This window comes from Sphingobium algorifonticola, from assembly GCF_004005485.1.
Classification (GTDB): domain Bacteria; phylum Pseudomonadota; class Alphaproteobacteria; order Sphingomonadales; family Sphingomonadaceae; genus Sphingobium; species Sphingobium algorifonticola.
This window is the reverse complement of the sequence record NZ_RZUL01000005.1, coordinates 23,909-38,304: the sequence shown is the minus strand read 5'-3', so window position 1 is coordinate 38,304 and position 14,396 is coordinate 23,909. Positions and strand designations below refer to the sequence as shown.

Here is a 14,396-nt window from a genome sequence, read left to right as displayed (position 1 = left end):
AGATCAGTCGTTCGCCGGTTTCGCGGTGGCAGGATCGATCACATCGGTCAGCATCGCCTTGACGGCCTTCACCTTCATGCCGGGTGCCAGCTCGACATCGACATAAAGGTCATCGACACGCACCACCTTGCCGACTAGGCCGCCGCCAGTGACGACCTGATCGTTCTTCTTCACCGCGTCGATCTTTGCCTTGTGATCCTTCATCCGCTTTTGCTGCGGGCGGATCAGCAGGAAGTAGAACACGACGAAAATCAGGACTAGCGGCAGAATGTTCGCGATGATGGAGGCGGACCCGCCCGCAGAGCCGGTGCCTGACGCGGCGGCTTGGGCAAAGGCAGGACTGATGAACATGAAAACACTCTCTGTTGCGAGAAATAGGGCGACCCCAGGCCGGCCGACGCCATCGCATCGACACCCCAAGGGCGAGGGCGGGCGGCTAACACAAACCGGGGCGCAGTGGCAACATATATAGGGGGATGGCAGTGCAGTGACCGGGCGCCGACCGATTTGCTCTCCGCATGACGCGCCGCTGCTCCACCTAATTCGCTTACCGGCCCACCCTGTTTGTTCCCCGGCGAAAGCCGGGGAACACGCGTCAGTAACATTGAATTGAACTCCGCAAAAGCTCGGCAAAGCAAGCCATCGCAGTCCTAACACCGGTACACCCTTGCATCTTCCCGGACATCCGCCTAAACGCCCCCCTCCGGTCGGGACGTAGCGCAGCCTGGTAGCGCATCACACTGGGGGTGTGGGGGTCGGAGGTTCGAATCCTCTCGTCCCGACCAAATTACCGTCATTTTCAGTCTGTCAGGGTTCATGGTTCGGCCATCATCGGCAAAGACCGCATGGCATAAAGCGCCAAAGCCCGTTAGATCGGCCTGATGACGATCCCGGAAATATTGATACCCGCCCCCATGTTGCCCGGCGTCGTCGCGGCGCTCGAAGCGCGCTATTGCGTGCATCGTCTGTGGGAACAAGACGCGCCGGACGCCTTCATTACTGATGTCGCGCCGCGTATCAGGGGCATGGCCGTAAGCACATTGGCCGGCAAGGTCGATGCCATGTGGCTCGATCGGCTGCCCGCGCTGGAGATTATCGCCAACTTCGGCGTCGGATATGACAATATCGACGCCCGTGCCGCGGCGGCGCGCGGCGTTGTCGTCACGAACACACCCGGCATTCTGGACGAGGAAGTCGCCGATCTCGCCATCGGCCTGTTGCTGGCGACCTTGCGCCGCATTCCACAGGCGGACCGCTATGTGCGCGACGGTCATTGGCCTGACGGACCTTTCCCGCTTTCCCCGACATTGCGCGGACGCCGGATCGGCATTGTGGGACTTGGCGCAATCGGCAAGGCCATTGCGCGACGCCTGGACGCATTCGGCGTTGCCATTGCCTATCACGGGCGATCACGCCAGCCGGACGTAGATTACGCATTTCATGAAGACCTGATTGCGCTCGCCGAGGCATCGGACGTTCTGATCGTCATTGTTCCGGGCGGCAACAGGACCAAGCACCTCATCAATGCCGCCGTGATGGCGGCGCTGGGCGCCGAGGGGATACTCGTCAATGTCGCGCGCGGCAGTGTCGTGGACGAGGCCGCCTTGATCGATGCCTTGCAGCAAGGCACGATATGGGGCGCCGGACTGGACGTGTTCGAAGATGAACCGCATGTGCCCGATGCGCTGCGAACCATGCCCAATGTCGTGTTGCTGCCTCACATTGGTTCGGCGTCTCAACACACCAGAAACGCCATGGGGCAGATGGTGGTGGACAACCTCATCGCCTGGTTTGAAAGCGGGCAGGCGGTTTCACCGGTGCCCGAGGCGATCCATCGGGCGCAGCGCCGGTAACGCGAATGGCGGGACGCAATAGCCGCTGTCCTACAGATAACCAATAAGGTTATTTCTGCTTCTTTTCATCAGGAGAGCAGCATGGACATCGACACGCTTATCGACGAGGTGATCCGCCGTGAGGGCGGGTTCAGCGACCATCCGGCGGACCGTGGCGGGCCGACGCGGTGGGGCATTACGCAGACAGTGGCACGCGCGCATGGCTATCAGGGCGACATGCGGGGCTTTCCGCGCGAACAGGCCGTCGCCATCTATCGGGCGCGCTATTGGGACGGGCCGCGCTTCGCCTTCGTCGCGGAGATTGCGCCGAAGATCGCCGCAGAATTGTTTGACACTGGCGTGAATATGGGACCAGCGGTGGCGGCCGGCTTTCTGCAGCGGGCGCTCAATGCCCTCAATCGCAACGGGCGGGATTATCGCGATATCGCCGTCGACCGACGAATCGGGCCGCGCACCCTGGCGGCGCTGGGCGGCTTCATGGAAGCACGCGGGCGCAACGGCGAGACGGTGCTGCTGAAAGCGATAGAGGCATTGCAGGGTGCGCGCTACATCGATCTGGCCGAGAGCCGCCCTGCAAACGAGGCCTTTCTCTATGGCTGGCTTGCCAACCGGATCGGTTAAGCGGAGGATCATGCCATGAGCATGCTACAAGGCATCATCGGCCCTGTTGGCCAGATCATCGACAAGATCATTCCCGATCCCCGCGCCCGCGACGCCGCCAAGCTTGAACTGCTGAAACTGGAGGCGAGTCGGGAGATCGACGCCGTGCAGGCCCAGCTTTCGGCGATCCTCGCCGAGGCGCAATCACCCGACCCGTGGACCAGCCGCGCCCGCCCCGCGTTCCTCTATGTCATGTATGCGCTGCTGCTGTGGTCGATCCCGATGGGCCTGATCGCAGGCATCCGCCCGGAACTGGCCGAGGCGATCGCGCGGGGGATTACGGCCTATCTGAACGGATTGCCGGAGTCGCTCTATGCGCTCTTCGGGACAGGCTATCTGGGGTACACCGCGGCGCGAACATGGGGGAAGGTGAAGGGAGTGGACCGGTAACACGCATCCTCTCCAGTGGGAGAGGATAGTGGAGGTTAGCCGTAGGCTTACCGAAACTTGGAGAGGGGTTCTCAGCCCGATACGGCGCAATCCCTCTCCCGCTGCGACTAGGTGGCTACGCCACCAAGTCTCGCTGCCCTCCCCCAAACGGGGGAGGAGTGTTTCATCTACTCCGCCGCCTGCGCCGCAGTATCAGGCTCAGGCAGCGCGCGGAGGCTTTCGATGGCTTGCGGATCGCGCAGCATCACGTCGACGGGGTCTGCCGCTTCAAGGTCTCTGCCGCCGGTATCGACGTTCAGATCCCTGAACTTGCGGGCCGTCACTAGGACGCGTGATTCAAAGCCGCCGACGAACGCGTTGTAATCCGCCACCGCACCGCCCAGCCGGTTGCCCAGCTTCTTAAGCTGCGTCGCGGCGCTGGCGAGGCGTTCGTAAAGCTGTTTGGCGAGCAGGCCGATCTGCTGCGCTTCCTCCTGCATCTTCGCCTGCCGCCAGTGCCCGGCCAGCGTCCGCGCGAGCGGCAGGAAGGTGGCGGGGCCGCAGATGATGACACGGTTCTTCGCCGCCCGCTCCCACAGGTCCATGTCGGCTTCCAGCGCGGCGGTGACGAAATTGTCGCCCGGCACATACATGATGACGAAATCGGGCGCCTTGTCGAACTGTTCCCAATAGGCCTTGCGGCCCAGCGCGTCGGCATGGGTGCGAACCGCGCGCGCATGATCGATCAGATACCGGTCCCGCGCGCCCTGCTCCGTCTGCTCCACGGCGTTCAGATAAGCCTCCAGCGAACATTTGACATCGACGACAAGTTGCTGGTCGCCCGGCAGGCGGATGATGAAATCGGGGCGCAGCCGCCCCTCCTCCGTATCGACCGACACTTCCTCGCTGAAATCAACAAAAGCGGAAAGGCCCGCCGTTTCGATCAGGTTCTTGAACTGCTGCTCGCCCCAGCGCCCGCGCGTCTTGGGCGCAGCGCGCAGGGCGTTGACGAGTTTCGCGGTCTCGTCGCGCACCTGACCCTGCCCCAGCTTGACCTGCTCGACCGCCTCGCGCAGCTCGTGATAGCTGCCGACGCGGTCCTTCTCGACACGCTGCAACCCTTCCTCATAGCGTTTGAGCGTCGTTTCCACCGGTTGAAGCAGCGCCTTCAACTGCGCCTCGCCTTTTTGATTGGCCTGATCGAACCGCTGGTCGGCGCGTTCCAGGAAGGCTTTCTGCGCCTGTTCCAGTATCTTGCCGCCGATTTCGCTGAACTGGGCGGAAAGCTGTTCCTTGGCCTGCGTCAGGGCCGTGATCTGTGCGTGGAAGGCCTCGGTGCGGGCCTGCTGGTCGGAACGCAGCGCGGCAAGATCGCGCAGGGCCGCTTCCCGCTCCGCCTGCACGGCGTCGAGCCGCGCCGCGAGGGTAGCGGCCTGATCCACGCGCTCGCGGGCGACGGCAAGATCGCGCTGCGCCATGTCCCGATCGGCAACGGCCGCGTCAAGACGCGCGGTGAGCGCTGACACGGCCTGTCCCCGCAATACCCAGCCGACGACCAGACCTCCGATCAGCGCCGCAACGATAATGGCAAGAACGATCGGGTCCATCAGGGCTTTCCGTTATGGGAACGAAAAGGGAACTTATCGGAGGGGGAGGAAGGTGGCAAGGGGGTGATGATCGACCATCGCTTTACATGCGAACCCGTCATTCCCGCGAATGCGGGAATCCATGTCACATCTTGGTTACAGACGTGCGGTTGGCAAGATGGGTTCCCGCATTCGCGGGAATGACGGGTTAAAAAGTGGCGCGCCGTTTTGCTTTCAGACCCTAAGCGGCCTTCGCTTCCTTGCGTTGCTTCGCCAGCTTCTTGAGCACCATTTCTCGCTTGAGACGGGAAAGGTGATCGATGAACAAAATGCCTTCCAGATGGTCCATCTCATGCTGAAGGCAGGTCGCGAGCAGCCCGTCGAGCTGCTCCTCCCGAATGCGGCCATCACGGTCCATCCAGCTCACGCGGATGGAAGCGGGCCGCTCTACATCGGCATATTGGTCGGGCACCGACAGGCAGCCTTCCTGATAGACGGAAAGATCGCCCGATCCGTCCAATATCTGCGGATTAATGAACACCAGCGGGCGTTTGACCGGCGGTCCGCCCTCTTCCTCCGGCTCCTGCAGGTCAATGACCAGCACTCGCTTGGGCACGCCGACCTGAATGGCGGCAAGGCCGATCCCCGGGGCATCGTACATCGTTTCGAACATATCGTCGATCAGACGCAGCAGATCGGCGTCGATCGCCTCAACCGGCGTGGAAATGGTGCGCAGCCGAGGATCGGGCGTCTCGATGATGGGAAGGATAGCCATGGCGGTAAAATATGGGGAGAGCGCCGGAAGATCAAGTCACCCGACCGGCCGACGTGCGCGCAGCGCCTGCGCCAGCGTCCCTTCATCCAGATAGTCGAGTTCGCCGCCGACCGGCAGGCCATGAGCAAGCTGAGTAAGGCGCACCGGAAACCGTTCCAGCCGTTCGGCAATGTAATGCGCCGTCGTCTGTCCCTCCAGCGTCGCATTCATGGCGAGCACCACTTCGTCGATGCCGCCCGCCGCCACCCTGCCCACCAGAGCGTCTATGGCAAGATCCTCCGGCCGTACGCCTTCAAGCGCGGAGAGCCGCCCGCCGAGCACATGGAAGCGGCCCGGGAAGAGCCGCGACTTGTCGAGCGCCCAAAGATCCGACACATCCTCCACCACGCACAGCGCGCGCGCATCGCGGCGGGGATCGGTGCAGATGCCGCAGGGATCGACCGTATCGACATTGCCGCAAAGCTGGCAGGTGGACAGGGTCTGCTCCACCGCTTCAAGCGCGCGCCGCAAGGGCGCCAGTGCCAGTTCCCTCTTTTTGAGAAGATGTAGCACGGCGCGCCGCGCCGACCGCGGGCCAAGACCGGGAAGGCGGGCGAGCGCCTGCGTCAACGCCTCAATTTCGGGAGAAGCCATGACACACCACATAGGGGCTTGCACTCCTGCCCGACAAGGGCTTGAGAGAGGCGATGCGCATCATCTACATGGGAACGCCCGCATTCGCGGTGCCACCGCTGGAACGGCTGGTCGCGGCAGGCCACGACATCGTCGCCGTCTACAGCCAGCCGCCGCGTCCCGCCGGGCGGGGCAAGGCGCTGCGCCCCTCCCCCGTGCAGGCCCAGGCGGAAGCATTGGGATTGCCTGTCCATGTGCCCGTCAGCCTAAAGGATGCAGCCGCGCAGGCGGCGTTTGCCGCGCACGGGGCCGATGTAGCGGTGGTTGCGGCCTATGGCCTGATCCTGCCGCGCGCGATCCTTTACGCACCGAAACGCGGCTGCCTGAATATCCATGCGTCGCTGCTGCCCCGCTGGCGCGGTGCGGCACCGATCCAGCGGGCGATCCTGGCGGGCGACACGCTGACCGGCGTCACCATCATGGACATGGAGGCGGGTCTCGACACCGGCCCGATGCGCGCGAAGCACGTCACCCCGATCGAGACAAAGACGGCCGGCGAACTGACGGCAGAACTCGCGGAGGCGGGCGCGCGGCTCATGGCGGAGGTGCTGGAGGATATCGAGGCTTTCCCGACCGTGCCGCAGCCGAGTGAAGGCGTGACCTACGCCGCCAAGATCGACAAGGCAGAGGCGAAGCTGGATTTCACCGCTGACGCCCATGCCGTCGAGCGGCAGATACGGGCCTTCAACCCTGCCCCCGGTGCCTATTTCAGCTATCGCGGAGAACGGATGCGGGTGCATGCCGCGAATGTCGAGACGCGCAATGGCACACCGGGCATGATGCTGGACGACAGCCTGCTGATCGGATGCGGCAGCGGGAGCATCCGCCCCACGCTGATCCAGCGGGCCGGCAAGGCCGCCATGTCGGCGGGCGAACTGCTGCGTGGTTTCACGATGGCGGCCGGGACGCATGTGGATGATTGAGGCTGTCGCTATTCCGTCACCCCAACTTTTCCCAAACTCCGTTCGGTTCGAGCTTGTCGAGAACGCTTCCCGTACGAAGTTCTCGACAAGCTCGAACCGAACGGAGGGAGGTGTGGCTTGGGGTAAGGTTTACCGATGACCCGCTTCGCCCTGACCGTGGAATATGATGGCCGCCCGTTCATGGGCTGGCAGCGACAGGCGCACGGCCCCACCGTACAGCAGGCGATCGAAGAGGCGATCACGGCAGTCACGGGGGAGTGCGTAAGCGTGCATGCCGCGGGCCGCACCGACGCGGGCGTGCATGGCATCGCGATGCGTGCCCATGCGGACATCGCCAAGGCGATCACACCTTTTCGTCTGATGGAGGCCCTCAACGCCAAGATGCGGGTGGTGCCGGTGGCGATCATCGCCTGCGAGACGGTGGCGGACGACTGGCATGCCCGTTTTTCCTGCGTCGGCCGGTCCTATGTCTACCATATCGCGAACCGGCGCGCGCCGCTGACGTGGGAAAGGGGGCTGGCCTGGCGGATATCCCATCCGCTCGACGGCGATGCCATGCACGATGCGGCGCAGAGACTGGTGGGCCGCCATGACTTCACAACCTTCCGTTCGGTCCATTGTCAGTCGGCCAGTCCGGTAAAAACGCTCGACCGGCTCGACGTGGTCCGCACGGGCGATCGCATCGCCATCCATGCAGCGGCGCGATCCTTTCTGCATCATCAGGTGCGCTCGATGGTCGGTTGCCTGGCATTGGTCGGCACCGGCAAATGGTCGGCGCAGGATATGGCACGGGCGCTGGAGGCAAAGGACCGTGCGGCTCTGGGCCTCAATGCCCCGCCGGACGGCCTCTATTTCGTGAGCGCCGTGTATCCATAAGCCTGCTCGCGTTACCCACATTCGGTAAGGTGGTGGAGCGTCGCTTGCGCCTGCCCCATTTGCACCGCCCACCGCTTTCGTCTATGGGCACCCGCTACAGCCCCGGCGACCGCTGATCTTTCTCGATTCGCGTCTGCCGGGGCGCATTGTTTTTCGAGAAGCAGGGATATGCCATGGCCCGTCGCCGCCAGATTTACGAAGGCAAAGCCAAGATCCTTTACGAAGGTCCCGAACCGGGCACGCTGATCCAGTATTTCAAGGATGACGCGACCGCGTTCAACGCGCAGAAGAAAGGCACGATTTCGGGCAAAGGCGTCCTAAACAACCGGATTTCCGAGCATATCTTCACGCTGCTCGGGCAAATCGGCGTCCCTACGCATTTCATCCGCCGCCTCAACATGCGCGAACAGCTCATCCGGCAGGTCGAGATCATTCCGATCGAAGTCGTGGTACGCAATGTTGCCGCCGGATCGCTCAGCAAGAAGCTAGGCATCGAGGAAGGCACGCAGCTTCCCCGGACGCTGATCGAATATTGCTACAAGGACGATGCGCTGGGCGATCCGCTGATTTCCGAAGAGCATATCGCCTGCTTCGGCTGGGCGAGCCAGGAGGAAATGCACGACATCGCCGACATGGCAATCCGCGTGAATGATTTCATGTGCGGCCTGTTTGCAGGCATCGGCATTCGCCTCATCGACTTCAAGCTGGAGTTCGGTCGCATCTGGGACGGGGATTTCAGCCGTGTCATCCTGGCCGACGAAATCAGCCCCGACGGCTGCCGCCTTTGGGACAGCGTGACCAATGAAAAGCTGGACAAGGACCGGTTCCGCCGCGATCTGGGCGGCGAAGTCGAAGCCTATCAGGAAGTAGCCCGCCGTTTGGGCCTGCTGCCCGAAGGCGCGGAAAATGCCATTCTGGACATGGAAACGCATCGCAAGAAGCGCGGGATTTAATCCCCATCCCCGTTCGGTTCGAGCTTGTCGAGAACCCAGCCCGCGCGAAGTTCTCGACAAGCTCGAACCGAACGGATGATGATGGCGGCCGTTATCCCAAACCCGCTTCAACTCCGTCGCGCTTTGGTCTAGGGGGTGCGGCATTCGACCGATCAGGAGTCCTGCCGCCATGAAAGCCCGCATTTTCGTAACCCTGAAAGGCGGCGTTCTCGATCCGCAGGGCAAGGCGATCCACCATGCCCTCAACGGCCTTGGTTTCGACGGGGTGAACGACGTGCGCGCGGGCAAGCTCATCGAACTGGACCTGGCCGACGATACGAACGACGCGGACATCGACGCCATGTGTCAGAAACTGCTGGCGAACACCGTTATCGAAAACTATCGCATTGAAAAGGTCGGCTGACATGAAGTGCGCGGTCATCGTCTTTCCCGGCAGCAATTGCGACCGCGACCTTGCCGTCGCCTTCGAAAGCGTGACCGGCGCGAAGCCAGCGATGATCTGGCATGGCGATACCGCGTTGCCCGACGACATCGACCTGATTGGCGTGCCGGGCGGCTTCTCCTATGGCGATTATCTGCGCTCCGGCGCGATGGCCGCGCGATCGCCTGTCATGCAGGCGGTGGTGCAAGCGGCGGCGCGTGGGACCTTCGTCCTGGGAATCTGCAACGGCTTTCAGGTACTGACCGAGACCGGCCTGCTCCCCGGCGCGCTGATGCGCAATGCGGACATTCATTTCGTCTGTCGTGACGTGGCGCTGACGGTCGAAAACAGCCAGTCGGCCTTCACCGCGAAATATTCCGCAGGCGAGCGCGTGACGATCCCCGTCGCTCATCATGACGGCAATTATTTCGCGGACGACGCGACGCTCGACCGGCTGGAAGGCGAAGGACGGATCGCTTTCCGTTATGCCGAAAGCGTCAACGGATCGGCACGCGACATCGCGGGTATTCTCAACGATGGCGGCAATGTGCTCGGCATGATGCCGCATCCCGAACGCATGATCGAGGCGGCACATGGCGGCATCGACGGGCGGCGACTGTTCGAGGGCATTGTCGAAGGGCTGCTGGAGCGGGCGTGATTGCCGCCCTGTACGCGGGCCGTCCGGTTTCGGTTCGTGTCTAACGAAGTCGACACACCTCTATTCGCAACGCTTGACGCCTTGTCCCTCGACTTCAGCCAAAGGCTGAAGTTTAGCCTGAGCGCCTGCTGCAAGCAGGCGGTCGAAGGGCTCGGGACGAACAGGCCTGGTCGGGCGAAATCGTTCGACCGCTAAAGCTGCGTGCGGAACGGCGTGAAGTCGGTATCCGCGTCGAACACATCCAGCCCCTCACGACGCTTCAGCCCGTTGACGACGATATAGGTTAGGGGTGTCAGCAATACTTCCCAGGCGACTTTCAGCGCCCAGTTCGTGACCATCACGGTCAGCACCTGATCGGTCGTCCACACGCCGAGGAACGCGATCGGATAGAAGATCAGGCTGTCGACCGCCTGCCCGAACACCGTCGATCCGATGGTGCGGCTCCATAGCATTCGTCCCTGCGTCAGGACTTTCATGCGCGAGAGGACGAAAGCGTTGACGAACTCTCCGCCCCAGAAACCTGCGATCGACGCCGCGACGATACGCAGCGTCTGCTCGCCCAGCGTACCGAACACCGCTTCATAGGCACCCTGCCCATTCCAGCCGGGTGCGGGCGGCATGGCGACGACCACCACAGTCATGATCGCCAGAAATATCATGGCGCCGAAACCGGCCCAGATGCAGCGCCGTGCCCGCGCATAGCCATAGACTTCGGTCAGCACATCGCCGATCACATAGCTGACCGGAAAGAATAATATGCCCGCGCCAAAGATGAAGGGATGGCCAAACAGGTCGATCGCCGCGAGCTTTGCCGCACCGATGACATTGGACAGCACCAGCACGACGACGAACGCGGCCATGACGAAATCGAAATAGCGCAGGGGCCGAGCGCCGAGCGCGGCGGAATCGATCTTGCGGATGGGATCATCTGCGGCAGGCTGTGTCATGCCCGATCGGGTGTATCGCACCGGCGGCGCAATGCAATCCGCCTGGTTGACACCTTGCATCATTTACCGCCGCGCAATTGCGCCACTCCGAGCGCATCGCTATGGGAAGCGCGGAGCGCCCGTAGCTCAGCCGGATAGAGCACCCGCCTTCTAAGCGGGTGGTCGCAGGTTCGAATCCTGCCGGGCGCGCCATCCCTTCATTGCAGTCGGAAATGTACCGTAATTTTTTGAAAATAAAAGATATTTATTGATTTCGAAACCCTTCTTTCCTGTCATATTTGAGTTGGTCGCTAAGGGTCAGTCTTGCCGCTGCACGTTGTCCGCAAGGCGGTCTGATTCTACGAAAATTTAATGACTTACGAGGAATGCCATCGAGGTTCGCAAAACCTAGCCATGATTGCGTACTGGCGTTCCGCATTTTGCGATGTTTTCAGCTAAAGGGAGCTTAGGCTGTTCCATCTCGCTGAGCTTGTTTTCCAGTTGTCTGATGACAGTCCTGTTTTTAGTCTCCACGATGCAGTCCACCACCTGAGAAGTGGTCCGATCAATCTCAGCCAGTTCCTTGGCTATCGCCTTCATGCGCTCTGTGGTCTTGCCGGCCTGACCGACGCGCACCATAAGCCGTTGGAGAAGTTTGACTACGAAGTTCGCGAAAAGCTGAAAGTCCTTAACGCAAATACAGATTTGCATCTGAACAAGTTTGAGCAGCGGCTGATTGAGCGCAATGCTCAGATCGCTAAACGTAATGAAATCGCTACGGAACGAGATGCAACCGAACGGCGCGTGGGACCCACCGAATTGCCGGTCGAGCTACTCCGGAAAAGGCTCGATTCGAGTGTTCGCCGCGCGCAGGTCGCAAAGATTGCGGCTATGGTCAGAGCCATTGGAGCCGGTGCGCGTGCATTGCCGAGGAGGCCAGCAAAGCGGCCCAATATGGATCGAATCGCCCTGAAGGACGTGGCTGCAACCGATACGGGAACAATTGCACGTAGCGCCGGCAAAATCTCGATTATCGCAATGTAATCAATGGACTATGTGCATTCTCGGGCACGGCGACGCGTACTTTGGGTAGAAAAGCAATATTACGCACATGGTAGTAATTAGGTAACCTCACTGTAACGCCTCCGCCGCGAAGCTGTCTCCAAGTCCCCCTATCCGACCGTCAACCACAGGGGGAATTGACATCATGAACACCACACGTCGCGCTATTCACGTCGTTCCAATGCTTGCGTCGATTGGCGCTCTCGCCTGGTCGATGCCGGGCGTTGCGCTGGCACAGGACGCCGCACAGGCCACTGCTCCGGTTGTTGAAGAAGAGGCGACGGTGTCGGACATCGTGGTGACGGGGAGCGCCCGCGCCCAGCGCCGTTTCGACGTGTCCTATGCCGTCAACTTGCTCGGTCAGGAAGAAGTGCAGAAAATTGCGCCGAAGAACCTTGCCGATCTGCTGGGCACCGTTCCGGGTATTCAGGTCGAAGCGACCGGCGGCGAAGTGCAGAACATCACGCGCGTCCGCGGCATTCCTACCGACCGGGGCTATCTCATCTTTCAGCAGGATGGCTTGCCGCTCTATCATGAAATCGACGGCGTCTTCTTCAACTCGGGCGACGGCATGAACCGCTTCGACCTGATGAGCGAACGTATCGAAGTGGTCCGCGGCGGCCCGGCGCCGATCTACGCCAGCAGCGCCGCCGCCATCGCCAATATTATCACGGTAACCGGAACCCAGGAATCGCGCGGCAAGGCGCAGATCACGCTGGGCGATACCGGCCTGTACCGGCTTGATGCAGTCCAGTCCGGTCCGCTTGGCGAGAACACCTATTACGCCATTGGCGGCTTCCTGCGTCAGCATGACGGCTATCGCGATGCGGGTTTTCCGAACGACAAGGGCGGCCAGATCCGCGCCAACCTGAAGCACGATCTCGACAATGGGTTCGTAAAGCTGTCGATGCAATATACGAACGACCACAACCTGTTCTATCTGCCGATCCCGGTTGCCGATCCGCGCAATCCGTCGGTCTCGCTCGACTCCCTGATCGATTATCACACCGGCACCTTGAACTCCCCGTCGCTGCGCAACGTCAACTTGAAATATCGTGACGGTGCCGGTGTGACGCAGAGCCTCAACCGCGATCTGGCGGATGGACGGCACATGCGGTTCTTCAATGTCGGCCTGCAATATGAAGGCGATTTCGACGGCTGGCGGGTGTCCGCCAAGGGCGGCTTCACCAAGGGCAAGAGCAGCTTCGACGCTTTCTATTCGACCACCAATCCGACTGGCGCAACCGCCTTCGCAGCGAGCTATCTGACAGCGGCGCGCACGGCCTTCGGGCCGAACGTGTCGCGCATCGGCTATGCGATTGCAGGCACCAACGGCGCGACGCCCTACGACCCTGCCGAGTCTCTGGGTCTCGTCATGTCCGGCCAGTATCGCGTCTCGGAATCGGAGTTTTACTCGGGCCAAGCGGATCTGAGCGTCACGCGCAAGTTCGAGACGGGCTTCGGATCGCATGACGTGCGCGTCGGCGTTTACGGCTCGGCTTATGGTAACACTCTGTTCCAGGTCTATCAGGATATGCTGATCGAAGTGAAGAGCAGGCCCCGTACACTTGATCTTCTGGCCTATTCGGCGACCGGCGCAGTGCTTGGTTCGGTCACGCAGAACGGCGTTTTGCGCTACACCACAACACTGAACCAGGGCGAAGCAGACGCGAAGATGATCGCCATCTACGCCAACGACACTTGGGAAATCACGCAAGGCCTGCGCGTGGACGGTGGTATCCGCAAGGAATGGTATGATTATGAAGGCTTCTCTCTGTTGTCGACGAGCGCCGATCTGGGCGATCCCACGACGCTGGCGGACAACGCGACGCGCGCCTTTAGCGGTGCGATCGTTTCACGTACGCTGAAGCCTTCGGCGACCAACTGGACGCTCGGCGTGAATTACGATTTCACGGGTAATCTGGGTGCCTATGGCCGTGTGTCGAACCTCGAGGTGCCGCCGCAGATGGGCGTCGTGTCCAACCCCGCACCCACCATCATCAAGACCAAGGCACGGCAATACGAACTGGGCGTCAAGGCCAGCTTCGGCATGGCCAATCTCTACGTTACCGGCTTCTATACGAAGTTCGACCCCTTCAACGCATCGTTCATCGCCTTCAACCCGGTCACGGGCCGTAACGATCAGGCCGTGCCGTTTATCGGCGAAGCCATCGTGAAGGGCGTCGAGGTTGATGGCCGCATCAATCCGGTGCGCTGGTTCGAACTGGCGGGATCGATCACCTATTCCGATCCGCAATATCGCAATCTGGAAAACTCCTCCGGTGCCGATCCCAGCGCGGTCAACGGCAACCAGATCATCCGCGAACCCAAGTTCTTCGGCAACATCCGTCCGTCAGTGCGTTTCCCCGTCGGCGACGGCCAGTTGGAGGTAGTGGGCCGCTACGAATGGATGGGCCGCCGCTATGTCGACCTTTTCAACCAGACGGAACTTCCCGGCTTTGAAACGATCGGGGCAAGTGCATCGCTGACCCAGGGCCGGTGGCGCTTCCAGGTTGTCGGTGACAATCTGACCAACGCAAAAGGTCTGACCGAAGGCAATCCGCGCACGGACCAGCTTGCGGGGCAAGGCTCGAGCGAAGCGATCTACGGTCGCCCGGTCTTCGGCCGCAACTTCCGCTTCATCGTCAGCATGAGCTGGTAG

At 61.6% G+C, this 14,396-nt stretch carries 16 protein-coding genes and 2 tRNA genes; 12 read left to right on the top strand and 6 right to left on the bottom strand.

Annotated features, from left to right (window positions below; genetic code table 11):
- Positions 1 to 3: 3 nt before the first annotated feature.
- Positions 4 to 351 (bottom strand): preprotein translocase subunit YajC, encoded by a 348-nt coding sequence (gene yajC / locus ENE74_RS13650; protein WP_127691494.1) that lies wholly within the window; start codon positions 349 to 351, stop codon positions 4 to 6.
- A gap of 357 nt (positions 352 to 708) precedes the next feature.
- Between yajC and ENE74_RS13645 the strand changes: the two genes are divergently transcribed.
- From ENE74_RS13645 to ENE74_RS13630, 4 genes are all read left to right on the top strand, one after another.
- Positions 709 to 785, top strand: a tRNA-Pro gene (locus tag ENE74_RS13645).
- 96 nt (positions 786 to 881) lie between these two features.
- Complete coding sequence (locus ENE74_RS13640) at positions 882 to 1,853, top strand: 2-hydroxyacid dehydrogenase (protein ID WP_127691493.1); 972 nt, start codon at positions 882 to 884, stop codon at positions 1,851 to 1,853.
- A gap of 81 nt (positions 1,854 to 1,934) precedes the next feature.
- Positions 1,935 to 2,474, top strand: a complete 540-nt coding sequence (locus ENE74_RS13635) for a glycoside hydrolase family 108 protein (protein ID WP_127691492.1) — start codon at positions 1,935 to 1,937, stop codon at positions 2,472 to 2,474.
- Positions 2,475 to 2,489: 15 nt separating this feature from the next.
- Positions 2,490 to 2,903 (top strand): holin family protein, encoded by a 414-nt coding sequence (locus ENE74_RS13630; RefSeq protein WP_127691491.1) that lies wholly within the window; start codon positions 2,490 to 2,492, stop codon positions 2,901 to 2,903.
- 167 nt (positions 2,904 to 3,070) lie between these two features.
- Here the strand turns inward: ENE74_RS13630 and ENE74_RS13625 are convergent, their stop codons facing one another.
- The 3 genes from ENE74_RS13625 to recR all read right to left on the bottom strand — a co-directional run bounded on the left by ENE74_RS13625 (position 3,071) and on the right by recR (position 5,876).
- Positions 3,071 to 4,489, bottom strand: coding sequence for a DNA recombination protein RmuC (locus tag ENE74_RS13625; RefSeq protein ID WP_127691490.1), 1,419 nt, complete (start codon positions 4,487 to 4,489; stop codon positions 3,071 to 3,073).
- Between the two features lie 220 nt (positions 4,490 to 4,709).
- On the bottom strand, positions 4,710 to 5,243 hold the full coding sequence (gene def / locus ENE74_RS13620) for a peptide deformylase (RefSeq protein WP_127691489.1): 534 nt from the start codon (positions 5,241 to 5,243) through the stop codon (positions 4,710 to 4,712).
- Positions 5,244 to 5,279: 36 nt separating this feature from the next.
- On the bottom strand, positions 5,280 to 5,876 hold the full coding sequence (gene recR, locus ENE74_RS13615; protein WP_127691488.1) for a recombination mediator RecR: 597 nt from the start codon (positions 5,874 to 5,876) through the stop codon (positions 5,280 to 5,282).
- A gap of 53 nt (positions 5,877 to 5,929) precedes the next feature.
- Between recR and fmt the strand changes: the two genes are divergently transcribed.
- The 5 genes from fmt to purQ all read left to right on the top strand — a co-directional run bounded on the left by fmt (position 5,930) and on the right by purQ (position 9,746).
- Complete coding sequence (fmt, locus tag ENE74_RS13610; RefSeq protein WP_127691487.1) at positions 5,930 to 6,838, top strand: methionyl-tRNA formyltransferase; 909 nt, start codon at positions 5,930 to 5,932, stop codon at positions 6,836 to 6,838.
- A gap of 135 nt (positions 6,839 to 6,973) precedes the next feature.
- Positions 6,974 to 7,714 carry a tRNA pseudouridine(38-40) synthase TruA gene (truA, locus tag ENE74_RS13605; RefSeq protein WP_127691486.1) on the top strand — a complete coding sequence of 247 codons (741 nt, stop codon included), beginning with the start codon at positions 6,974 to 6,976 and terminating at the stop codon, positions 7,712 to 7,714.
- A 173-nt stretch (positions 7,715 to 7,887) separates the two neighbouring features.
- The gene (gene purC / locus ENE74_RS13600; protein WP_127691485.1) at positions 7,888 to 8,667 is read left to right on the top strand and encodes a phosphoribosylaminoimidazolesuccinocarboxamide synthase; all 780 of its coding nucleotides are present in this window, start codon (positions 7,888 to 7,890) and stop codon (positions 8,665 to 8,667) included.
- A gap of 169 nt (positions 8,668 to 8,836) precedes the next feature.
- Positions 8,837 to 9,070 (top strand): phosphoribosylformylglycinamidine synthase subunit PurS, encoded by a 234-nt coding sequence (gene purS, locus ENE74_RS13595; protein ID WP_127691484.1) that lies wholly within the window; start codon positions 8,837 to 8,839, stop codon positions 9,068 to 9,070.
- Between the two features lies 1 nt (position 9,071).
- Positions 9,072 to 9,746: a phosphoribosylformylglycinamidine synthase subunit PurQ gene (gene purQ / locus ENE74_RS13590; RefSeq protein ID WP_127691483.1), complete on the top strand. Its 675-nt coding sequence runs from the start codon at positions 9,072 to 9,074 to the stop codon at positions 9,744 to 9,746.
- A gap of 191 nt (positions 9,747 to 9,937) precedes the next feature.
- On the opposite strand, the gene ENE74_RS13585 is transcribed toward purQ, so the two are convergent.
- Positions 9,938 to 10,693, bottom strand: coding sequence for a queuosine precursor transporter (locus ENE74_RS13585; protein WP_127691482.1), 756 nt, complete (start codon positions 10,691 to 10,693; stop codon positions 9,938 to 9,940).
- A gap of 115 nt (positions 10,694 to 10,808) precedes the next feature.
- On the opposite strand from ENE74_RS13585, the gene ENE74_RS13580 reads away from it, so the two are divergent.
- Positions 10,809 to 10,885, top strand: a tRNA-Arg gene (locus ENE74_RS13580).
- A 195-nt stretch (positions 10,886 to 11,080) separates the two neighbouring features.
- Here ENE74_RS13580 and ENE74_RS18275 read toward each other — a convergent pair.
- Positions 11,081 to 11,311 (bottom strand): hypothetical protein, encoded by a 231-nt coding sequence (locus ENE74_RS18275; RefSeq protein WP_164847483.1) that lies wholly within the window; start codon positions 11,309 to 11,311, stop codon positions 11,081 to 11,083.
- A gap of 6 nt (positions 11,312 to 11,317) precedes the next feature.
- Here ENE74_RS18275 and ENE74_RS13575 point away from each other — a divergent pair, with 6 nt between their 5' ends.
- Positions 11,318 to 11,716: a hypothetical protein gene (locus ENE74_RS13575; RefSeq protein WP_164847482.1), complete on the top strand. Its 399-nt coding sequence runs from the start codon at positions 11,318 to 11,320 to the stop codon at positions 11,714 to 11,716.
- Positions 11,717 to 11,915: 199 nt separating this feature from the next.
- Positions 11,916 to 14,396: a TonB-dependent receptor gene (locus tag ENE74_RS13570; protein ID WP_127691615.1), complete on the top strand. Its 2,481-nt coding sequence runs from the start codon at positions 11,916 to 11,918 to the stop codon at positions 14,394 to 14,396.